20 protein-coding genes and 1 riboswitch are annotated in these 21,709 nt (G+C 69.5%); of the genes, 14 read left to right on the plus strand and 6 right to left on the minus strand.

All coding sequences use genetic code 11. The annotated features are described in order from the left end of the window. The 8 genes from A9O63_RS00815 to A9O63_RS00850 form a co-directional block, all read left to right on the plus strand. Window positions 1-183: GNAT family protein (locus tag A9O63_RS00815; protein WP_459561993.1), on the plus strand; the 183-nt coding region annotated here is incomplete at its 5' end. A gap of 153 nt (window positions 184-336) precedes the next feature. Beyond that, entirely contained in the window at window positions 337-1,332 is a 996-nt protein-coding gene (locus A9O63_RS00820; protein ID WP_069330215.1) for a BMP family lipoprotein, read from the plus strand. Next, window positions 1,333-2,910 (plus strand): ABC transporter ATP-binding protein, encoded by a 1,578-nt coding sequence (locus A9O63_RS00825; RefSeq protein ID WP_069330216.1) that lies wholly within the window; start codon window positions 1,333-1,335, stop codon window positions 2,908-2,910. Then, window positions 2,910-4,004 (plus strand): ABC transporter permease, encoded by a 1,095-nt coding sequence (locus tag A9O63_RS00830; protein ID WP_069330217.1) that lies wholly within the window; start codon window positions 2,910-2,912, stop codon window positions 4,002-4,004. Before A9O63_RS00825 ends, A9O63_RS00830 begins: the two co-directional genes overlap by 1 nt. Further along, on the plus strand, window positions 4,001-4,969 hold the full coding sequence (locus tag A9O63_RS00835) for an ABC transporter permease (protein ID WP_084295492.1): 969 nt from the start codon (window positions 4,001-4,003) through the stop codon (window positions 4,967-4,969). The genes A9O63_RS00830 and A9O63_RS00835 overlap by 4 nt, the downstream gene beginning before the upstream one ends. Window position 4,970: 1 nt before the next feature. Beyond that, a complete protein-coding gene (locus tag A9O63_RS00840; protein ID WP_069330219.1) occupies window positions 4,971-5,771 on the plus strand; it encodes a purine-nucleoside phosphorylase in 801 nt (266 codons plus the stop codon). An 84-nt stretch (window positions 5,772-5,855) separates the two neighbouring features. Next, window positions 5,856-6,776: a sulfite exporter TauE/SafE family protein gene (locus tag A9O63_RS00845; RefSeq protein WP_069330220.1), complete on the plus strand. Its 921-nt coding sequence runs from the start codon at window positions 5,856-5,858 to the stop codon at window positions 6,774-6,776. Further along, the gene (locus A9O63_RS00850; protein ID WP_069330221.1) at window positions 6,773-7,531 is read left to right on the plus strand and encodes a TIGR02186 family protein; all 759 of its coding nucleotides are present in this window, start codon (window positions 6,773-6,775) and stop codon (window positions 7,529-7,531) included. The genes A9O63_RS00845 and A9O63_RS00850 overlap by 4 nt, the downstream gene beginning before the upstream one ends. A gap of 16 nt (window positions 7,532-7,547) precedes the next feature. On the opposite strand, the gene A9O63_RS00855 is transcribed toward A9O63_RS00850, so the two are convergent. The 3 genes from A9O63_RS00855 to A9O63_RS00865 are packed head-to-tail and all read right to left on the minus strand — an operon-like array spanning window position 7,548 to window position 9,869. Further along, window positions 7,548-8,882 carry an MATE family efflux transporter gene (locus A9O63_RS00855; protein WP_069330222.1) on the minus strand — a complete coding sequence of 445 codons (1,335 nt, stop codon included), beginning with the start codon at window positions 8,880-8,882 and terminating at the stop codon, window positions 7,548-7,550. Continuing rightward, window positions 8,875-9,381, minus strand: coding sequence for a PaaI family thioesterase (locus A9O63_RS00860; protein WP_002719361.1), 507 nt, complete (start codon window positions 9,379-9,381; stop codon window positions 8,875-8,877). Before A9O63_RS00860 ends, A9O63_RS00855 begins: the two co-directional genes overlap by 8 nt. Then, window positions 9,378-9,869: a PaaI family thioesterase gene (locus A9O63_RS00865; protein WP_069330223.1), complete on the minus strand. Its 492-nt coding sequence runs from the start codon at window positions 9,867-9,869 to the stop codon at window positions 9,378-9,380. Before A9O63_RS00865 ends, A9O63_RS00860 begins: the two co-directional genes overlap by 4 nt. 107 nt (window positions 9,870-9,976) lie before the next feature. On the opposite strand from A9O63_RS00865, the gene A9O63_RS00870 reads away from it, so the two are divergent. From A9O63_RS00870 to A9O63_RS00895, 6 genes are all read left to right on the plus strand, one after another. Next, window positions 9,977-10,357 (plus strand): MerR family transcriptional regulator, encoded by a 381-nt coding sequence (locus A9O63_RS00870; protein WP_069330224.1) that lies wholly within the window; start codon window positions 9,977-9,979, stop codon window positions 10,355-10,357. 124 nt (window positions 10,358-10,481) lie between these two features. Beyond that, complete coding sequence (locus A9O63_RS00875; protein WP_002719358.1) at window positions 10,482-10,877, plus strand: MerR family transcriptional regulator; 396 nt, start codon at window positions 10,482-10,484, stop codon at window positions 10,875-10,877. Window positions 10,878-10,896: 19 nt separating this feature from the next. Continuing rightward, window positions 10,897-12,672, plus strand: a complete 1,776-nt coding sequence (locus tag A9O63_RS00880) for an acyl-CoA dehydrogenase C-terminal domain-containing protein (RefSeq protein WP_069330225.1) — start codon at window positions 10,897-10,899, stop codon at window positions 12,670-12,672. A 26-nt stretch (window positions 12,673-12,698) separates the two neighbouring features. Beyond that, complete coding sequence (locus tag A9O63_RS00885) at window positions 12,699-13,142, plus strand: GFA family protein (RefSeq protein ID WP_069330226.1); 444 nt, start codon at window positions 12,699-12,701, stop codon at window positions 13,140-13,142. Between the two features lie 70 nt (window positions 13,143-13,212). After that, complete coding sequence (locus tag A9O63_RS00890) at window positions 13,213-14,424, plus strand: acetyl-CoA C-acetyltransferase (protein ID WP_069330227.1); 1,212 nt, start codon at window positions 13,213-13,215, stop codon at window positions 14,422-14,424. A gap of 14 nt (window positions 14,425-14,438) precedes the next feature. Next, window positions 14,439-16,640: a 3-hydroxyacyl-CoA dehydrogenase NAD-binding domain-containing protein gene (locus A9O63_RS00895; RefSeq protein ID WP_069330228.1), complete on the plus strand. Its 2,202-nt coding sequence runs from the start codon at window positions 14,439-14,441 to the stop codon at window positions 16,638-16,640. A gap of 182 nt (window positions 16,641-16,822) precedes the next feature. Here A9O63_RS00895 and gcvP read toward each other — a convergent pair whose 3' ends face one another. From gcvP to gcvT, 3 genes are read right to left on the minus strand one after another with little or no spacing between them, the layout of a single operon-like run. Next, window positions 16,823-19,693 carry an aminomethyl-transferring glycine dehydrogenase gene (gcvP, locus tag A9O63_RS00900; protein ID WP_069330229.1) on the minus strand — a complete coding sequence of 957 codons (2,871 nt, stop codon included), beginning with the start codon at window positions 19,691-19,693 and terminating at the stop codon, window positions 16,823-16,825. A gap of 3 nt (window positions 19,694-19,696) precedes the next feature. Next, a complete protein-coding gene (gene gcvH / locus A9O63_RS00905) occupies window positions 19,697-20,053 on the minus strand; it encodes a glycine cleavage system protein GcvH (RefSeq protein WP_002719352.1) in 357 nt (118 codons plus the stop codon). A gap of 8 nt (window positions 20,054-20,061) precedes the next feature. Further along, entirely contained in the window at window positions 20,062-21,195 is a 1,134-nt protein-coding gene (gcvT, locus tag A9O63_RS00910) for a glycine cleavage system aminomethyltransferase GcvT (protein WP_069330230.1), read from the minus strand. 137 nt (window positions 21,196-21,332) lie between these two features. Next, a riboswitch (glycine riboswitch) is annotated at window positions 21,333-21,424 on the minus strand. Window positions 21,425-21,709: the final 285 nt, after the last annotated feature.

Here is a 21,709-nt window from a genome sequence, read left to right on the forward strand (position 1 = left end):
CTCGCGGCGGCCCGTGCCCGGGGCGCCGACAGCGCCTTTCTCGAGGTGGCGGCCGACAATGAGCCGGCGCTTGCCCTCTACCGCGCCGCGGGCTTTGCCGAGGCCGGGCGGCGGCGCGGCTACTACCGCACCCCCGAGGGCCGGCCCATCGATGCGCTGGTGATGAGCCGCCCCGTCGGCTGACGCCGCGGCAGGCGCGGGACGCCGCGGAAGCGCCGCGCGGGCCTCACAGAATCCTGTTGACCCTGTTCCGTCGTTCAGCCCTAGATTGACCCGGACCTGCCGCGACCGGACGGGCAAAGAGCCGGCCGCGCCAACGACAACCGGGAGAGCTCCATGACCCTATTCCAGACCCTTGCCGGCACTGCCGCGGCTCTTGCGCTGACGGCAGGGGCGGCGCTGGCCGATCCGGCGCTGATCTTCGATCTCGGGGGCAAATTCGACAAGTCCTTCAATGAGGCGGCCTTCAACGGGGCGCAGCGCTGGAAGGAGGAAACCGGCGGTTCCTACAAGGAGCTGGAGATGCAGTCCGAGGCCCAGCGCGAGCAGGCGCTGCGCCGGCTGGCCGAGACCGGCTCGAACCCGATCGTGATGACGGGCTTTGCCTTCGGCGAGGTGCTCGACAAGGTGGCGCCCGACTATCCCGACACGAAATTCGCCATCATCGATGCGGTGGTCGAGCAGCCGAACGTCCGCTCGGTCGTCTTCTCCGAGCATGAGGGATCCTATCTGGTGGGCATGATGGCTGCGATGGCCTCGAAGTCGGGCACGGTGGGCTTCGTGGGCGGCATGGACATCCCGCTGATCCGCAAGTTCGCCTGCGGCTATGCGCAGGGCTTCAAGGCGGTGAAGCCCGATGGCAAGATCATCATCAACATGACGGGCACGACGCCCGCGGCCTGGAACGACCCGGTGAAGGGCACCGAGCTGGCCAAGTCGCAGGTCTCGCAGGGCGCGGACGTGATCTATGCCGCCGCGGGCTCGACCGGCATGGGCGTGCTGCAGGCCGCTGCGGACGAGAACGTGCTCTCGATCGGCGTGGACAGCAACCAGAACCACCTGCATCCGGGCAAGGTGCTGACCTCGATGATCAAGCGCGTGGACAATACCGTCTACGAGGCGTTCAAGTCCGGCACCGATCTGGAGACGGGCACGGTGGTGGCCGATCTCAAGGGCGACGGCGTGGGCTATGCGCTCGACGAGAACAATGCCTCGCTCGTCACCGACGAGATGAAGACCGCGATCGATGCGGCGGCCGAGAAGATCAAGTCGGGCGAGATCGAGGTGCACGACTACATGACCGACAACACCTGCCCCGCCGCGACCTTCTGAATGGCCGAGCGGCAGGCTCAGGGGCGGCCGGAGGCGGCCGCCCTTCCCCCGGCCATCGAGCTGCGGGGGATCTCGAAAGCCTTCGGGCCGGTGCAGGCGAACGGCGACATCAGCGTGCGGGTCGCGCGCGGCACGATCCACGGCATCGTGGGCGAGAATGGCGCGGGCAAGTCGACGCTCATGTCGATCCTCTACGGCTTCTATCGCGCGGACGCGGGCGAGATCCTGATCGGCGGCCGCCCGACCCCCATTCCCGACAGCCAGAGCGCCATCCGCGCCGGCATCGGCATGGTGTTCCAGCATTTCAAGCTGGTCCCGAATTTCACCGTCCTCGAGAATGTGGTTCTCGGGGCCGAGGAGGGGGCCCTGCTGCGCCCCTCGCTGGCCCGGGCCCGCCGGGAGCTGACGCGGCTTGCCGAGGATTACGAGCTCGACGTCGATCCCGATGCGCTGGTCGAGGATCTGTCGGTGGGCCACCAGCAGCGGGTCGAGATCCTGAAGGCGCTCTACCGGCAGGCCGACATCCTGATCCTCGACGAGCCCACGGGCGTGCTGACGCCTGCCGAGGCGGACCATCTGTTCCGCATCCTCAAGGGGCTGAAGGCTCAAGGAAAGACCATCGTCCTCATCACCCACAAGCTGCGCGAGATCATGGAGATCACCGACGAGGTGAGCGTGATGCGCCGCGGCGAGATGGTGGCCACGGTGCGCACCGAGGCGACCAGCCCCGAGGCGCTGGCCGAGCTGATGGTCGGGCGCAAGGTGCTTCTGCGGGTGGACAAGGCGCCGGCCGCGCCGGGCCGGACCGTGCTCGAGATCGAGGATCTGCGGGTGCGCGACGGCCACGGGGTCGAGCGGCTGAAGGGCGTGAGCCTCACGCTGCGCGCGGGCGAGATCCTCGGCATCGCGGGCGTGGCGGGCAACGGCCAGTCGGAGCTTCTGGAGCTTCTGGGCGGGATCGCGCAGGGCACGGGTCGGGTGCGGCTGAACGGGACCGAGCTCGACCTGTCGGGGCGCGGCTGCAACGGGCGCGCGCGGCGGGCCGCGGGCATCGCCCATGTGCCCGAGGACAGGCAGCATCTGGGCATGATCCTCGATTTCGCCGCCTGGGAGAATGTGGCTTTCGGCTATCAGGATGCCCCCGAATATCGGGCGGGGCGGTTCTTCATGGACAATGACGCGCTCCGGGCCGAATGCGAGGGCAAGATGGCGCGCTTCGACGTGCGCCCGCCCCTGCCCGCGCTTGCGGGCAAGAACTTCTCGGGCGGCAACCAGCAGAAGCTGATCGTGGCGCGCGAGATCGAGCGCAACCCGGATCTGCTGCTGATCGGCCAGCCCACGCGGGGAGTGGATATCGGCGCCATCGAGTTCATCCACAAGCAGATCGTGGCGCTGCGCGATGCGGGCAAGGCGATCCTTCTGGTGAGTGTCGAGCTCGACGAGATCATGAGCCTCTCGGACCGGATCGCGGTGATGTTCGACGGGCGGATCATGGGCCTGCGCGATCCGGCCCGGACCGACGAGCGCGAGCTGGGCCTGATGATGGCCGGGATGGACGGCACGAGGGGGGCCGCCTGATGGAGAGGATGCCTGCCTGGGCCGATGCGCTCCTCGTGCCGCTGATCTCGCTCGCGGTGGCCTTCGCCATCTCCTCGGGCGTGATCCTCGCCATCGGCGAGAATCCGTGGGAGGCGCTGAAGATCATGGTGACGGGGGCGCTCGGCTCCAGCTACGGCTGGGGCTACACGCTCTATTACGCCACGAACTTCATCTTCACCGGCCTTGCGGTCGCGGTGGCCTTCCATGCGAGCCTGTTCAACATCGGCGGCGAGGGGCAGGCGACGCTGGGCGGGCTCGGCGTGGCGCTGGCCTGCCTCTTCGTGCCCTGGCCGCACTGGTCGCTGGCGCTGATCGGGGCGGCCGCCATGGGGGCGGCCTTCGGCGCGGCCTGGGCGGCCGTGCCCGCCTGGCTTCAGGCCCGGCGCGGCAGCCACATCGTCATCACGACGATCATGTTCAACTTCATCGCCGCCTCGCTTCTGAACTACGTCCTCGTCAATGTGCTGCGCCCGACGGGCAGCATGGATCCGGCGACGGCGCGCTTTCCGGGCGCGACCAGCCTGCCCGGCATCGGCGACATGCTGACGGCCGTGGGCATTCCCTTCGCCAAGACCACCCCCGCCAACGTCACCCTCTTCATCGCGCTCGGCGCCTGCTTCCTCGTCTGGGCGCTGATCTGGCGCACACGGCTCGGCTACGAGATCCGCGCCTTCGGCAAGTCCGAGAAGGCCGCCGTCTATGCCGGGATCTCGCCCGTCCGCATCACCATGCTCGCCATGCTGATCTCGGGCGCGCTCGCGGGGCTGATGGCGATCAACAACGTGATGGGCGAGGCCGAGCGGCTGGTGCTGAATTCGGTCGAGGGGGCGGGCTTCATCGGCATCGCCGTGGCGCTGATGGGACGGTCGCATCCGTTCGGCGTGCTGCTCGCGGCGCTCCTCTTCGGCTTCCTCTATCAGGGCGGCGCCGAGCTCGCGCTCTGGACCTCGATCCCGCGGGAACTCATCACCGTGATCCAGGCGCTGGTGATCCTCTTCACCGGCGCGCTCGACAACATGGTGCGCCAGCCGGTCGAGGCCCTGTTCCTGCGCGCGCGGAAAGGGGCGAAATGATGGATCTGCCGACCCTCCTCCAGATCCTCGATTCCACCATCCGCCTCGGCACGCCGCTGCTTCTGGCCTGTCTCGCCGGGCTCTTCTCCGAAAGGGCGGGCATCTTCGACATCGGGCTCGAGGGCAAGATGCTGGCGGCGGCCTTCCTGTCCGCCGCGGTGGCCTTCGTCACGGGTTCGGTCTGGCTCGGGCTCGTCGCGGGGATCGTGGCCTCGCTTCTGATGTCGGCGATCCACGGGCTCGCCTCGATCACCTTCCGCGGCAATCAGCTGATCTCGGGGGTGGCGATCAACTTCCTCGCCTCCGGACTGACGGTGCTGCTCGGCCAATACTGGTTCGCGCTCGGCGGCCGCACGCCCTCGCTCGAGGGGGCCGCGCGCTTCGCGCCGATCACGCTGCCCTTCGCCGAGGAGCTGCGCGGCGTGCCGGTGCTGGGGCCGGTCTATCGCGAGCTGATCTCGGGCCATACGGCGCTGGTCTATGTGGCGCTGCTCGCGGTGCCCGCCTCCTGGTGGCTGCTCTACCGCACCCGCTTCGGCCTGAGGCTGCGCGCGGTGGGCGAGAACCCGGCCGCCGTCGACACGGCGGGCGTGTCCGTCGTGGGCATCCGCTATGCGGCGGTGGCGATCTGCGGGCTCCTCACCGGGCTCGCCGGTGCCTATCTGGCCTGCAGCCTCTCGGCGGGCTTCGTGAAGGAGATGACCGCCGGACGCGGCTATATCGCGCTCGCGGCCCTCATCTTCGCCAAGTGGCGTCCTTGGCAGGCGCTCGGGGCCACCATGCTTTTCGGCCTGCTCGAGGCGGTCGCCAACCGATATCAGTCGCTCAATCTCTGGGGTCTGCCGCTTCCGGTGCAGTTCATGCAGGCGCTTCCCTACATTCTCACGGTCATCATCCTCGCCGGCTTCGTCGGCAAGGCGATCCCGCCGCGTGCGGGCGGCCAACCCTATGTGAAGGAGCGCTGAGATGCAGGTCGAACGGCTCGCAAGCCTGATCCGCGCCCGGGCGGGACACCGGCCGGTGCGGCTCGGCCTCGTGCTGGGCTCGGGCCTCGGCCATCTGGCGGAGGCCGTCGAGGGCGTGTCGCTGCCCTACGAGGAGCTCGCGGGCTTTCCCGAGGCCGGCGTCTCGGGCCATCAGCCGCGGCTCGTGGTGGGCGACCTCGAGGGGGTGCGGGTCGCGGTCTTCGGCGGGAGGGCGCATTACTACGAGAGCGGCAATCCGGCCGCCATGCGGGTGCCCCTCGCGGTGCTCAAGCATCTGGGCGCCGAGGCGCTGATCGCCACGAATGCCGCGGGCAGCCTGCGGGCGGACCTGCCGCCGGGCAGCCTCATGCTGCTGTCGGACCACATCAATCTCTCGGGCGCGAACCCGCTGATCGGCGAGCCGTCGGAGGCGCGCTTCGTGCCGATGACGGATGCGCACGACCCGGGCCTCCGCGCCCGGCTGCGCGAGGCCGCCGAAGCGGCAGGCGTTCCCCTGGGCGAAGGCGTCTATGCCTGGTTCTCGGGCCCCTCGTTCGAGACCCCGGCCGAGATCCGCATGGCCCGGGTTCTGGGCGCCGATGCGGTCGGCATGTCGACCGTGCCCGAGGTGATCCTCGCGCGGTTCCTCGGGCTGAAGGTCGCGGCCATCTCGACCGTCACCAACATGGGCGCGGGCCTCTCGGACGAGGCCATCAGCCACGAACACACCAAGGCCATGGCGCCGCTCGGGGCCGCCAAGCTCGAGACGCTGCTCAGGGAATTTCTCCGCCGCCTGCGATGAGGGACACGCGCGCCCCCGTCATTTGACAAGCCATGCCGCAGCGCGCATGTCTTGAGCCCGTCCCCTCCCCCCATGAACGGCCCCATGCAGCTTTACCTGCCCATCGCCGAGGTATCGGTCAATATCTTCCTCCTCCTCGGGCTCGGCGGGATCGTCGGCTTCATGTCCGGCATGTTCGGCGTGGGAGGAGGCTTTCTCATCACGCCGCTTCTGTTCTTCATCGGCATTCCGCCGGCCGTGGCGGTGGCCACCGGCGCCAATCAGGTGGTGGCCTCGTCCGTCTCGGGGGTGCTCGCGCAGCTCAAGCGCAAGACGGTCGATTTCCGCATGGGTCTGGTGCTGCTGGCGGGAGGCATGGCGGGATCGGCCTTCGGCGTGGCGGTCTTCGCCCGGCTGAACACGCTGGGGCAGGTCGATCTCTTCGTCCAGCTGGCCTATGTCCTGTTCCTCGGCCTGGTGGGCGCGCTCATGCTGCAGGAGAGCGTGCGCGCCCTCCGCCGCGCCCGCCGCCCCGATGCGCCGGTCAAGCGCGCGCGCCAGCACGGCTGGGCGCACAAGATGCCCTTCAAGATGAAGTTCCGCGCCTCGGGGCTCTATATCTCGGTGATCCCCCCGCTTCTGGTCGGGGCCTTCGTGGGCTTTCTCGCCGCGATCATGGGCGTGGGCGGCGGCTTCATCATGGTGCCGGCCATGATCTACCTGCTGGGGATGCCCACCAAGATCGTGATCGGCACCTCGCTCTTCCAGATCATCTTCGTCACCGCCTTCACCACCGTCATGCATGCGGTGACCAGCCAGACCGTCGATATGGCGCTGGCCTTCCTGCTGATCGTGGGCGGTGTGGTGGGGGCGCAGATCGGCGCGCGGATCGGGGTGCGCCTGCGCGCCGAGCAGCTGCGCATCCTGCTGTCGCTTCTCGTGCTCGCCGTCTGCGGCAAGATCGCGGCGGATCTGCTGATCCGCCCGAACGAACTCTACAGCCTGACCGTGGGGGTGCTGCCGTGATCCGCCTGCTGGTCCTGATCCTCGCCCTCTCGGCGCCGGCCGCGCTGGCGCAGGACGAGCGCATCGTGCTCGGCCTGTCCGAGACGCGCGTGGCGATCACCGCCGACTTCCAGGGCTCGCAGATCATGATCTATGGCGCGGTGCAGCGCTACAGCCCCGAGCCCGAGGGCAATCTCGGCGTGATCGTGACGGTCTCGGGCCCGCCCACGCAGGTCATGGTGCGCAAGAAGGAGCGCCGCCTCGGCATCTGGATCAACCGCGAGAAGGTGCGCATCGGCCGCGCGCCGAGCTTCTATGCGGTGGCCACGTCGGGTCCGCTGGACGAGGTGCTCTCGGCCACCGACAACCTGCGCTACAAGATCACCATCCCGCGCGCGATCCGCGCCATCGGCATCAGCGCGCAGGCCGAGAATGCGCCGAGCTTCGTCGAGGCGCTGGAGCGGATCCGCACCCGCGAGGACCGGTATGTGATGGCCGAGGGCATGGTGCGGGTGACGGGGGGCACGCTCTTCCGCACCGACGTGCAGCTGCCCGCGAACCTGATCGAGGGCGACTATGACGTGCAGGTTTTCCTCACCCGCGACGGCCATGTGGTCGATGTGTTCGAGGATTCCATCGGCGTGCAGAAGGCGGGGGTCGAACGCTTCATCCATGCGCTGGCCCACGAGCAGCCTCTGATCTACGGGCTCCTGTCGCTCGTGATGGCCGTGGCCGCAGGCTGGGGCGCCTCGGCCGCCTTCCGCTTCGTGCGCTGACGCAAGGCCCGGCCGGTCAGGCCGGGGCCGCCGACCGCTCCACCCGCGGATAGAGGAGGGCCATGGTGACGCCGCGGGCGGCATTCAGGACCGCGAGCGCGGCCCAGAGCCCATGGTTGCCGAGGAGCGGCACGAAGAGCAGAAGCGCCAGCCCGTAGAGCGTGACCGAGACCATGATGGCCTGCATCATCTCGCGCGTCCGCGTGGCGCCGATGAAGATGCCGTCGAAGATCCAGCTCGCCCCCCCGATCAGCGGCGCGGCGACGAGCCAGGGCAGATAGGCCCGCGCCTCGGCCCGCACCTCGGGCGCGGTCGAGATCAGGTCGATGACCGCCGGGCCGAAGAGCGCGATCCCGAGCGCGATCAGCGCGGCCCCGCCCGCGCCCCACTGGCCGAGCATGATCGAGGCCCGCCGCACCCGGCCGACCGAGCGCGCGCCCACCGCCTGCCCGACCAGCGCCTCGGCCGCGAAGGCGAAGCCGTCGAGCGCATAGGCCGAAACCTCGAGGAACTGCAGAAGCACCTGGTTCGCGGCCAGCGTCACGTCGCCGAAGCCCGCGCCGAGGAAGACGAAGGCGGTGAAGCTGCCCTGAAGCAGCACCGAACGGATCATGATGTCCCGGTTCACGCCCAGCATCCGCCGGATCGCCTCGGCATCGGCAAGGCGCGCGCGGGCGGCGGCCAGCACCGGGCCGAAGGCGTCGCGGCAGAGCCAGAGCCCGAGCGCAAGGCCCGTCCATTCCGCGATGAGCGTGGCCACCGCCACGCCGCCCACGCCATAGCCCAGCCCCAGCACGAACAGCAGGTCGAGCCCGATGTTCAGCCCGTTCATCCAGAGCTGGAGGACGAGGATGCCGCGCGTCCGCTCGAGCGCCACGAGCCAGCCGGTGACGGCATAGAGCCCGATGGTCGCGGGCGCCCCCCAGATCCGGATCGAGAGATAGGTCCGGGTCAGCGCCTCGACCTCGGCCGAGGCCGGCGCCACGCGGAAGGTGGCCCAGATCACCGGAAGCTGCAGCAGGATGAAGCAGAGCCCCGCCCCGAGCCCGATCAGGAGCGAGCGCAGGAGGATGGCCGACCGCTCGGCCTCGTCGCCCGCGCCATGGGCCTGTGCGGCCAGCCCCGAGGTGCCCATGCGCAGGAACGAGAAGATCCAGTAGAGCGTGGCCAGCACCACGGCGCCGAGCCCCACCGCCCCGATGGGCGCCGCCTGCCCGAGCTGGCCCACCACGCCCGTGTCCACCGCGCCCAGAAGCGGCACGGTCGCGTTCGAGATCACGATGGGCAGCGCCATCCGCAGGATGCGGGCATGGGTGAGCTCGGGCGGCGCGACCGCCGGCCTGTCACTCATTCCGCGCAGGCATCAGGAAGTGCCCCGTGGCCTGTGCGAAGGGCCGCAGGCGGTTGTCCTGCCAGGCCTCGACATGGACGCTGGCATAGCGGCGGCCCGAGCGGTTCACCCGCGCCCGCGCATAGGCGTCGCGCGGCAGGCCCGAGCGGAGGTAATCCACCGTGAAGTCGATCGTCTTGGGCAGCCGCGGCAGCCGGGCCTCGATCTGGTCGGGATCGAGACGCCCCTGCTCCATCTCGTGCCAGAGGACCGACCAGGAGAGCTCGATGATGGAGGCCACCTCGAGGAAGGCCGCCGTTACGCCGCCGTGGATCGCGGGCAGCATCGGATTTCCGATCAGCTTCTCGTCGAAGGGCAGCACGGCTGTCAACTCGTCGCCGCGCCGGTCGAACTGGATGCCGAGATAGGTGATGTAGGGCACGCCCGAGACGAGCGCGCGCAGCGCCGCATCGCGCCGCTGCTTGACCACCTGAACGGGTTCGGGCTGGGCGCGGGTCATTCGGCGGCCTCCCCGGCTTCGGCGGCACCCGCCACGGCCGCGGTGGCGCGGGCCGGATCCCCGGCTGCGGCACGCGCGCGCTCGACGGTGAAGGCGCCGGTCGCGGTGGCGACGGGGCGCGTCTCGTCCTCGTCGGTGGCCACGGCCCGCACGAAGGCCACGGTGCGGGTGACATGGTAGCATTCGGCCACCGCCCGGATGCGCTGGCCGGGCGCGGCGGGACGCATGTAGTCGATGCGCAGATCGAGCGTGGCCGTCGTGGCCCCGGCCTCGGGATGCGACATGACCGCGGCCCCGCTCGCCGTATCCATCAGCGCCGAGACCGCGCCGCCATGGATCACCCCCGTCGACGGGTCGCCCACGAAGCGCGCGTCCCACGGCATCGAGATGACCGCCCGGCCCGCGCCGATCTCGTCGAGCTGCATGGCGAGCGCGCGGGAATGCGGAATGGCCTCGATGAACTGGCGGGCGAGCGCGATGTCGGTCATGGGTCACCTTCTTCAGGGGCCTGCATAATCGCCCATCGCGCGCGGGCCGCAAGGCCAGATTGCACCCGCCGGACCGACGGCTTACGGTGCGGCCACGGAGGAAGCCCATGTCCGATACCCGCCTCACCTTCAAGGAAATGTGCGCCCGGTTCGACGTCACGCCGCGGACCCTGCGCTACTACGAATATATCGAGCTTCTGCAGCCCGAGAAGGAGGGCCGCGCCCGCTTCTACGGCCCGCGCGAGATCGCGCGGATGACCCTGATCCTGCGCGGGCGCCGCTTCGGATTCGGGCTCGAGGAGATCCGCCAGTGGCTGCTCATCTATCAGCAGAAGGGCACCCGGCCGCAGCTCGAGGCCTGGATCGAGATGGCCGACCGGCAGCTCAAGGAACTGGCCCGGCAGAGGGCGGAGCTCGAGGTCGCGATCGCCGATCTGCAGGCCCTTCGGGACTCGACCGCGGCAGAACTGGCGGCCCCCGAAAGCTGACACGACGTCACGGGACGATTTGACGTCACGTCACGTTTACGTCAACGTCAAGCACTCTGGTATCTCTGTCCGGGCGATCCATCTGGAAGGCTGTCGAAGCCCGTCCAGAGCCTGCGAGAGAGTGATGACCAGCGACGTGATGACCATCCGCGAGATGTGCGACGCCTATGATGTGACGCCGCGCACGCTGAGATTTTACGAGTCGAAAGAGCTGCTGTTCCCGATCCGGGACGGCACGCGCCGCCTCTTCACGCGGCGCGACCGCGCGCGGCTGAAGCTGATCCTGCGCGGCAAGCGCTTCGGCTTCAGCCTCGAGGAGATCCGCCAGCTTCTCGACCTCTACGACCGCGACGGCAGCCAGGAGCTGCAACTGGCGCGCACCTATCAGGTGGCCCAGCAGCGGCTCGAGCAGATGGAGCGGCAGCGCGCCGAGCTCGATGAGGCGATCGCGGAGCTGAAGGACCAACTGGCCTGGGGCGAGGAGGCGCTGGCCGCCTTCCGCCGCGCTGCGGCCGAATAAGCGGCAGAGGGGGGAACGAATGCCGATCTACAACGCGCCCGTGACCGACATGCAGTTCATCCTGCACGAGGTGCTGAAGGTCTCCGGCTCGGGGATCCCGGGCTATGACGAGCTGGAGCCCGACTTCACCTCCGCCGTGCTGGAAGAAGCGGGCAAGCTCGCCCGCGATGTGCTGGCGCCGCTCAACCGCGTGGGCGACATGCAGGGCTGCCGGCTGGAGAATGGCGTGGTGCGCACGCCCGAGGGCTTCGCCGAGGCCTTCGCCCAGCTCAAGGAAGGCGGCTGGACCGCGCTCGACTGCGACCCGGCCTACGGCGGTCAGGGCCTGCCCTATGTGATGCAGACGGCGGTGGGCGAGATCTTCGTCTCGGCCAACATGGCCTTCAACATGTATCAGGGCCTGACCCACGGCGCCTATTCGGCGATCCATGCCCATGGCACCGAGGAGCAGAAGCGCACCTGGCTGCCGAAGATGGTCAGCTGCGACTGGACCGGCACCATGAACCTGACCGAGCCCCATGCGGGCACGGATCTCGGCATGATGCGCACGAGGGCCGAGCCGCAGGAGGATGGCTCCTATCTCGTCACCGGCGAGAAGATCTTCATCTCGGCCGGCGATCACGACATGGCCGAGAACATCGTCCACCTCGTGCTCGCCAAGGCCCCCGGCGGCGGCGAGGGGACGAAGGGCGTCTCGCTCTTCATCGTGCCGAAATATCTGGTGAACCCGGACGGCTCGCTGGGCGAGCGCAACAACGTCACGGTGGGCAAGATCGAGCACAAGATGGGCATTCACGGCAATGCCACCTGCGTGCTGAACTACGACGGCGCGAAGGGCTGGCTTCTGGGCGAGCTCCACAAGGGGATGCGCGCCATGTTCACGATGATGAACGAGGCGCGGCTCGGCGTGGGGCTGCAGGGCTATGCCGTGGCCGAGACCGCCTATCAGAATGCGGTCGCCTACGCCCGCGACCGGCTGCAGGGCCGCTCGCTCTCGGGTCAGGGCACGACGGCCGGTCCCGCGGATCCGCTGATCGTCCACCCCGACATCCGCCGCAACCTGATGGATCAGAAGAGCTTCGTCGAGGGCGCGCGCGCCCTGACCTTCTGGGGCGCGCAGCTCATCGACCGCTCGGTGCGGCAGGGGGATGCCGAGGCCGAGGGGCTGATCTCGCTGCTCACGCCCGTCATCAAGGGCTTCCAGACCGACAAGGGTCTCGAGAGCGCGGTGGCCGCGCAGCAGGTCTGGGGCGGCCATGGCTATGTCGAGGAGAACGGCATGAGCCAGTTCGTCCGCGACGCGCGGATCGCCATGATCTACGAGGGCGCGAACGGCATTCAGGCGCTCGACCTCGTGGGCCGCAAGCTCGCGGCCGAGGGCGGCAAGCCCGCGATGGCCTTCTTCCAGATGATCCGCAGCTTCCTCAAGGAGAACGAGGAGGATGCCCGGCTGAAGGGCTTCCTCGAGCCGCTGAAGCAGGCCTCGAAGGACACGCAGAAGGCCGCCATGTTCTTCGCCGAGAAGGGGATGAAGAACCCCGACGAGGCGCTGGCGGGCTCCTACGACTTCATGACCATGATGGGGCATCTGTGCCTCGGCTACATGTGGGCGCAGATGGCCAGGGCCGCGATGGCGGCGCTCGATGCGGGCCGGGGCGACCGCGACGCGCTCGAGGCCAAGATCGCGACGGGCCGCTACTACATGGCGCGGCACCTGCCCGCGACCGCGCTGCATCTGGCGCGGATCGAGAGCGGGGCGGAGCCGGTGATGGGACTGCCCGCCGAAGCCTTCTGAAGCACGGATTGGCCGGGGAGGGCCCGATGCGCGAGGGATGGAGAGACGAACCCGCCGCCCGCGGCGGGTGCCAGTGCGGCGGGGTGCGCTACAGTGTCCCCGCCGGGCCGAAGAAATCGACGGTCTGCCACTGCCGCATGTGCCAGCGCGCGACGGGCAACGCCTTCGCGCCGCTCCTCGAAGTGCCGACAGCCGACGTGGTCTGGGAGGGCACCCCCGCCGTCTGGGCCTCGTCCTCGGTGGCCGAGCGCGGCTTCTGCGCCACCTGCGGCACCCCCCTCTTCTATCGCAGCGACGATACGACCGAACTGATGGCGGGCACGCTTGCGGGCTTCGACTTCCGCCCCGTCGCCAACCACGGGATCGAGGGCCGCCTGGGCTGGCTCGGCGGTCTTGCGGCCCTGCCCGATCATGCCACGCGGCCCGAGCTTCTGAGCCGGGTCGTCTCGCATCAGGCCCCCGAAGAATGACGCGGCGCGCCCCCGCGGCGCGCGCACCGACCACGAGAGCCGGATCCCGACATCCGGCCGAGGAGGACAGATGACGGAAGCCTATATCTACGACGCCCTGCGCACCCCGCGCGGCAAGGGCCGGCCCGATGGCGCGCTGCATGAGGTGACCTCGGTCGCGCTGTCGGCGAAGGTGCTGAACGCGGTCAAGGAGCGCAACCATCTCGACGGCGCCGCGGTCGAGGATGTGATCTGGGGCAATGCCACGCAGGTGGGCGAACAGGGCGGCTGCCTCGCGCGCTCGGCGGTGCTGCTGTCGGACCTCGACGAGACGATCCCCGGCCTCTCGATCAACCGCTTCTGCGCGAGCGGGATGGAGGCGGTGAACCTCGCCGCGAACCAGGTGCGCGCCGGCGCGGGCGAGGCCTATATCGCGGGCGGCGTCGAGATGATGAGCCGCGTCGCCATGGGCTCGGACGGGGCGGCCGTGGCGGCCGACCCTTCGCTCGCCATGAAGACCTATTTCGTGCCGCAGGGCATCTCGGCCGACATCATCGCGACCCGCTACGGCTTCAGCCGCGACGAGGCCGACGCGCTGGCGGTGGAAAGCCAGAGGCGCGCCGCGGCGGCCTGGGCCGAGGGGCGCTTCGCCCGGTCGGTCGTGCCGGTGCGCGACCAGAACGGCGTGGCGATCCTCGAGCGCGACGAATATCTGCGGCCCAACACCGACATGCAGTCGCTGGGCGCGCTGAAGCCCGCCTTCAAGGAGATGGGCGAGCAGATGCCGGGCTTCGACAAGCTCGCACTGATGAAATATCCCGAGCTGGAGCGGGTCGAGCATATCCACCACGCCGGCAACTCCTCGGGCATCGTGGACGGGGCCGCGGCCGTGCTGATCGGCAGCCGCGCCTTCGGCGAGGCCCATGGCCTGCGCCCGCGCGCGCGCATCCGCGCCACGGCGAAGATCGGCACCGATCCCACGATCATGCTGACGGGCCCGGTGCCCGTGACCCAGAAGATCCTGCGCGAGGCCGGGATGCAGATCTCGGACATCGACCTCTTCGAGGTGAACGAGGCCTTCGCGGCGGTCGTCCTGCGCTTCCAGCAGGCCTTCGGCGTGGATCCCGCCCGCGTGAACCCGAACGGCGGCGCCATCGCCATGGGTCACCCGCTGGGCGCGACCGGCGCCATCATCATCGGCACGCTCCTCGACGAGCTCGAGCGCACCGACCGCTCGGTGGGCCTCGCCACGCTCTGCGTGGCCTCGGGCATGGGCGCCGCCACCATCATCGAACGCGTCTGAGGGAGGGCCACCAGATGACCGATTTCACCAGCCGGACCGACGCGGACGGGGTCTGCACCATCACCTGGGACGTGCCCGGCAAGTCGATGAACGTCATGTCGATGGCGGGATTTGCCGAGCTCGACGGGCTGATCGCCGCAGCGCTCGGCGATGCTTCCGTCAAGGGCGTGATCCTCACCTCGGGCAAGAAGGATTTCGCGGCGGGGATGGATCTCAATGTCATCGCCCGCATGAAGCAGGAGGGCGGCGCCGATCCGGCCCGGGCCGTGTTCGAGGGCGTGATGGAGATGCATGCCGTCCTGCGCCGGATCGAGCGCGCGGGCATGGATCCGAAGACGCTGAAGGGGGGCAAGCCCATCGTGGCGGCCCTGCCCGGCACGGCCCTCGGCCTCGGGCTCGAGCTGCCGCTGGCCTGCCACCGCATCATCGCGGCCGACAATCCCAAGGCCAAGATCGGCCTTCCCGAGATCATGGTGGGGATCTTCCCCGGCGGCGGCGGCACGACGCGGCTCGTCCGCAAGCTCGGCGCCATGATGGCGGCGCCCCTCCTCCTCGAGGGCAAGCTCAACGATCCCAGGGGCGCCAAGGCCATGGGTGTGGTCGACGAGGTGGTGCCTGCCGACCAGCTGCTCGCGCGGGCGAAGGAATGGGTGCTTGGCGCCAAGGACGCGGATCTGGTGAAGCCCTGGGACGCCAAGGGCTACAAGATGCCCGGCGGCGCGCCCTACCATCCGGCGGGCTTCATGACCTTCGTCGGCGCCTCGGCCATGGTGACGGGCAAGACGATGGGCGTCTATCCGGCCGCCAAGGGCCTGCTCGCCGCGGTCTACGAGGGCGCTCTCGTGCCCTTCGACACGGCGCTGAAGATCGAGGCGCGCTGGTTCACCCATGTGCTGATGAATCCCTCCTCGTCGGCGATGATCCGGTCGCTCTTCATCAACAAGGAGGCGCTGGAGAAGGGCGCCGTCCGCCCTGCCCTGCCCGACCAGTCGGTCCGGAAACTGGGCGTGATCGGCGCGGGCATGATGGGCGCGGGCATCGCCCATGTCGCGGCCAACGCCGGCATCGAGGTGGTGCTGATCGACGCGACGCAGGAGGCGGCCGACCGCGGCAAGGCGCATTCGGAAGGTCTCCTCGACAAGGGGATGAAGCGGGGCAAGGTCTCGGCCGAGAAGAAGGCCGAGGTGCTGGGCCGGATCGCCGCCACCACCGATTATGCCGCCCTCTCGGGCTGCGACCTGATCGTCGAGGCGGTGTTCGAGGATCCCGCCGTGAAGGCCGAGGTCACACAGAAGGTCGAGGCCGCGGTCGGCCCCGACTGCATCTTCGCGACCAACCCCTCGACCCTGCCGATCTCGGACCTCGCCAAGGCCAGCCGCGATCCGGCGCAGTTCATCGGCATCCATTTCTTCTCGCCGGTGGACAAGATGATGCTGGTCGAGATCATCCGCGGCAAGGCCACCGGCGACCGCGCCGTGGCCAAGGCGCTCGATTTCGTGCGCCAGATCCGCAAGACCCCCATCGTCGTCCACGATGCGCGCTTCTTCTATGCCAACCGCTGCATCATCCCCTATCTCAACGAGGGGATCCGCATGGTGGCCGAGGGCGTGGCGCCGGCGCTGATCGAGAATGCGGCCAAGCTGGTGGGGATGCCGCTCGGCCCCCTGCAACTGGTGGACGAGACCTCGATCGACCTCGGGGTGAAGATCGCCAAGGCCACGAAGGCCGCCATGGGCGAGGCCTATCCGGACGCGGCGGTGGATGCGGTGATCTTCCCTCTGGCGGAAGAGGGGCGGCTTGGCCGCAAGGCGGGCGCGGGCTTCTATGCCTATGACGCCGCCGGCAAGCGCGACGGGCTCTGGACGGGCCTCGCCGACCGCTGGCCGCTGGCCGAGGCGCAGCCCGAGCTTGCCGAGGTGCAGCACCGGCTTCTCTTCGCGCAGGTGCTCGAGGCGGTCCGCGCGCTCGAGCAGGGCGTGCTGACCGACATCCGCGAGGGCGACGTGGGCGCCATCCTCGGCTGGGGCTTCGCGCCCTGGTCGGGCGGCCCCTTCAGCTGGCTCGACATGATCGGCGCGCCGCGCGCGGTGGAGATCTGCGAGGGGCTGGCCCAGCGTCACGGCCCCCGCTTCGCGCCGCCGAAGCTGCTGGTCGAGATGGCCGGCAAGGGCGAGAGCTTCTACGCCCGCTTCGCGCCCCAGTCCCGCGCGGCCTGACCAGCGCCTCTTCGGGAGAGGGAACCCCTTCTTCCGAGCCGGCCGAAGCTCGGGCGCCGACCGCACCCGGGCTTCAGAGGGTCGGATAACCCGGGATCCCCGCGGAACCGATACCCGAAGGTCGCCGACACGAGAAAGGGCGGGGAAATCCCCGCCCTTTTCCGTTCCCGAAGGGGCCCGCGCTATTGCGCGGCCATGCTGTAGCTTTCCACCGGCGGGCAGGTGCAGACGAGGTTGCGGTCGCCCCACGCATTGTCGACCCGGCCGACGGGCGGCCAGTACTTGTCGACCCGGAACGAGCCCGGCGGGAAGCAGCCCTGTTCGCGCGGATATTTGCGGTCCCAGTCCGCCACCAGATCCTCGACCGTATGCGGCGCATGGCGCAGCGGGCTGTCCGCGGCGGCAATCTCGCCCTCCTCGACCGCGCGGATCTCCTCGCGGATCGCAAGCAGCGCCGCCACGAACCGGTCGATCTCGGCCTTGGTCTCGGACTCCGTGGGCTCGACCATCAGCGTCCCCGGCACGGGCCAGCTCATGGTCGGCGCGTGGAAGCCGTTGTCGATCAGCCGCTTGGCGATATCGTCCACCGTCACGCCCGCCTCGGCGAAGGGGCGGGTGTCGAGGATGCACTCGTGGGCCACGCGCCCGCGGTTGCCCATGAACAGCACCTTGTAGGCCCCGCGCAACCGCGCCGCGATATAGTTCGCGTTCAGGATCGCGACGCGCGTCGCCTGCGTGAGCCCCTCGCCACCCATCATCAGGCAATAGGCCCAGGAGATGAGCAGGATCGAGGCCGACCCATAGGGCGCGGCCGAGACCGGCCCCTCTTCGGCCGCCTCGTCATGGCCGCCGGTCAGCGGCCCCGTCACCTCGGGATGGCCCGGCAGGTAGGGCGCGAGATGCGCCTTGACCCCGATGGGCCCCATGCCGGGGCCGCCGCCGCCATGCGGAATGGCGAAGGTCTTGTGCAGGTTGAGGTGGCTCACGTCGCCGCCGATGGCGCCGGGCTGCACGAGGCCCACCATCGCGTTCATGTTGGCCCCGTCGATATAGACCTGACCGCCATACTCGTGGGTGATGCGGCAGACCTCGCGCACGGTCTCCTCGAAGACGCCGTGGGTCGAAGGATAGGTGATCATGCAGGCCGCGAGCCGGTCGCCCGCCGCCGCCGCCTTGTCACGGAAATCTTCGAGATCCACGTCGCCGTTCGGCGCCGACTTCACCACGACGACCTTCATCCCCGCCATCTGCGCCGAGGCCGGGTTGGTGCCATGCGCCGAGACCGGGATGAGGCAGATCGTGCGGTCCGCGTCGCCCCGCGCCCGGTGATAGGCGAGGATCGTCAGAAGCCCCGCATATTCGCCCTGCGCGCCGGAGTTCGGCTGCATCGACATGGCGTCGTAGCCGGTGATCCGGCACAGCCGCTCGGCCAGATCGCCGATGGCCTCGTGATAGCCCGCGGCCTGATCGGCCGGCGCGAACGGATGCAGCGTGCCGAATTCGGGCCAGGTGATGGGCATCATCTCGGCCGCGGCATTGAGCTTCATCGTGCAGGAGCCCAAGGGGATCATCGCCCGGTCGAGCGCGAGGTCGCGGTCCGAGAGGCGGCGCATGTAGCGCATCATCTCGGATTCGGCGCGGTTCATCTGGAAGACCGGATGCGAGAGATAACCCGTCTCGCGCAGGAGCGGCTCGGGGAAGCCGAGGCCCACCTTCGCCGGCGCGGGCTCGTGGATCCCGAAGGCATCGAGCACGCGCGCGATCACGCCGGCATCGGTCGTCTCGTCGAGCGAGATCCCCACCCGGTCGCGGCCCACCTTGCGCAGGTTGATGCCCCGGTGGCGCGCGGCGGCGAGGATCCCCGCCTGCCCCACGCCCACCTCGACGGTGATCGTGTCGAAGAAGGCCTCGGGGCTGACGCGGGCGCCCGCCTCCTTCAGCGCGGTGGCCAGGCGGACGGTGTTCAGATGCACCCGCTCGGCGATGGCGCGCAGGCCGCGGGGGCCGTGGAAGACGGCATAGAAGCTCGCCATGACGGCCAGAAGCGCCTGCGCGGTGCAGACGTTCGAGGTGGCCTTCTCGCGGCGGATATGCTGCTCGCGGGTCTGAAGCGCCAGACGATAGGCCTTGTTGCCGCGCGCATCGACCGAGACGCCGACGAGCCGGCCGGGCATCGAGCGCTTCAGATCGTCCTTGCAGGACATGAAGGCCGCATGCGGGCCGCCGTAGCCCATCGGCACGCCGAACCGCTGGCTCGAGCCGATGGCGATGTCGGCGCCCATCGCGCCCGGCTCCTTGAGGAGGCAGAGCGCCAGCAGATCGGTCGCCACCACGGCCAGGGCCTTCGCCTCGTGCAGCGCGGCAATGTCGCGGGTGAAGTCGCGCACGAGCCCGTAGGTGCCGGGATACTGGAAGAGCGCGCCGAACACATCCTCGGGCACGAGCTGCGCGGGATGGCCCACGATCACCTCGATGCCCAGCGGCTCGGCGCGGGTGCGGATGACCGAGATCGTCTGCGGATGGCAGTCGGCATCGACGAAGAAGGCCCGCGCCTTCGACTTCGAGGCGCGCTCGGCCATCGTCATGGCCTCGGCCGCCGCCGTCGCCTCGTCGAGAAGCGAGGCATTGGCGACCGGCAGGCCGGTGAGGTCCGCGACCATCGTCTGATAGTTCAGCAGCGCTTCGAGCCGCCCCTGCGCGATCTCGGGCTGGTAGGGCGTATAGGCCGTGTACCAGGCCGGATTCTCGAGGATGTTGCGCTGGATGGCGGGCGGCGTGACCGTGCCGTAATAGCCCTGCCCGATGAGCGAGGTCATCACGCGGTTCTTGCCGGCCACCTCGCGCATCCGGGCCAGCAGCTCATGCTCGGCCAAGGGCGCCCAGTCGAGCGGCGTCTCCTGCCGGATCGAGGCGGGCACCGTCTCCTCGATCAGCTGGTCGAGCGAGGACACCCCCACCACGCGCAGCATCTCTTCCATTTCGGAGGGCGACGGGCCGATGTGCCGGCGGTTGGCGAAATCGTAGGCGTTATAGTCCGTGGGGGTGAAGCTCATGATTCAGCCGATCAGATCCTGATATTCGTCCTCGTCCATGAAGTCGTCGAGCACCGACAGGTCGTCGACCTTCATCTTGAAGAACCAGGCGGCCATCGGGTCGTCGTTGACGAGGCCGGGCTTGTCGACGAGCTTCTCGTTCACCGCGACGATCTCGCCGTCCATCGGCGCCGAAATGTCCGAGGCGGCCTTCACGCTCTCGATCACCGCCACCTCGTCGCCCTCCGCGACCACGGTCTCGATCTCGGGCAGCTCGATGAACACGACATCGCCGAGCTGCGTCGCCGCATGTTCGGTAATGCCGACCACGACGAGGTCGCCCTCGACCCGCAGCCATTCATGCTCCTTGGTGTATTTCATCTTCAGCCTCAGCGTTTGTAGGTGGAGGGTCGGAAAGGAAGATCGACAACCGTCACGGGCAGGCGCTTGCCGCGCACCTCGCCCATGAGCGCCGTGCCGGAGGCGGCGTGGGAGGTTGCCACATAGCCCATGGCGATCGGCGCCTCGACCGAGGGTCCGAAGCCGCCGGAGGTGACACGGCCGACGGGCGTGCTGTCGGGTGTGAAGAGCTCGGTTCCCTCGCGCATCGGCGCGCGGCCCGAAGGCGCCAGCCCCACGCGCAGACGCTCGGGCCCGGTCTCGAGGTCGGCGAGGATGCGCTGGTCGCCGGCAAAGCCGCCCGCGCGGGCGCCGCCGGGCCGCCGGGCCTTCTGGATCGCCCAGGCGAGGCCCGCCTCGACCGGCGAGGTGGTCGTATCGATATCGTGGCCGTAGAGGCAGAGCCCGGCCTCGAGCCGCAGGCTGTCGCGCGCGCCGAGCCCGATCGGGGCCACCTCCTCGCGGGCGAGCAGCGCCTCGGCGAAGGCGGTGATCGCCGCGACCGGAACCGAGATCTCGAACCCGTCCTCGCCGGTATAGCCCGAGCGCGAGATCCAGAGTTCGGCACCCTGCCAGTCGGCCGCGATCACATCCATGAAGCGCATCGCGGCCGCGGCCGGAACGAGGGAGGCCAGCGCGGCCTCGGCGGCGGGGCCCTGCAGGGCGAGAAGGCCGCGGTCGTCCACCGACACCACCTCGGCCGCCTCGCCGAGCGCCGCGCGCAGATGCGCCGTGTCCTCGGCCACGCAGGCCGCATTGACCACGACATAGAGATGGTCGCCCCGGTTGGCGAACATCAGGTCGTCGCGGATACCGCCGGTCTCGGTGGTGAGGATCCCGTAGCGCTGGCGGCCCTCGGCCAGACCCAGCACATCGACCGGCATCAGCCTCTCGAAGGCGGCGCCGAGTGCGGCCATCCCGCCCCGGGGCCGCAGGAGAAGCTGGCCCATGTGGCTCACGTCGAAGAGCCCGGCCGCGGTGCGGGTGTGGAGGTGCTCCTTCATCACGCCCGCCGGATACTGGACCGGCATTTCCCAGCCGGCAAAGGGCACCATCCGCCCGCCGAAGCGGACATGCAGATCATGCAGCGGCAACCGCCGCAGCCCTGGGGTTTCGTCGCTCACGCCGCCCTCCTTGGTCCGATGCCGGCGGAATGCGCGGCACCGCACGGACGGTTCCCCGTCCCGCAGTGCCCCCTCTGTCCCTTGCGCCTGAGATCGTTATCCCTTCGGCGGGCCGTCCGGCCTCTCTCCAGAGTCTTCGAAACAGGACGGTCCTTGCGCCTGAGAGTTTACCGGGGCGGTTGCTCCTTCGGCACCGGGGTCGCCCCCGGATTCTCCCGATCCTGTGGCTTTCACCTAGCCCGGCGGCAAAGCGGCTGTCCAGCAGAAAAGAACACGACGCTTTCGCCGCGAAAGGCGACATGGGGGTGCGGCGGATGGTCCGGGCAGAACGGCGTCGGTCTCCGTCCCGGCGCGGCCGGCGCGAGGGGAGAGCGCGCGCGGGGGCGCTGCCCCCGCACCCCCGGGATATTTGGGCAGAGTGAAAGGTGCGGAAGGGGGGTGCGGCCGCGGCCGGGGGAGTGCGGGGATCGGAGCGGAGGTGGCGCGGGAGCGCGTTGGCGCAGGGGCCGCGAGG

It is taken from the genome of Cereibacter johrii, from assembly GCF_001720585.1.
Taxonomy (GTDB): Bacteria; Pseudomonadota; Alphaproteobacteria; order Rhodobacterales; family Rhodobacteraceae; genus Cereibacter_A; species Cereibacter_A johrii.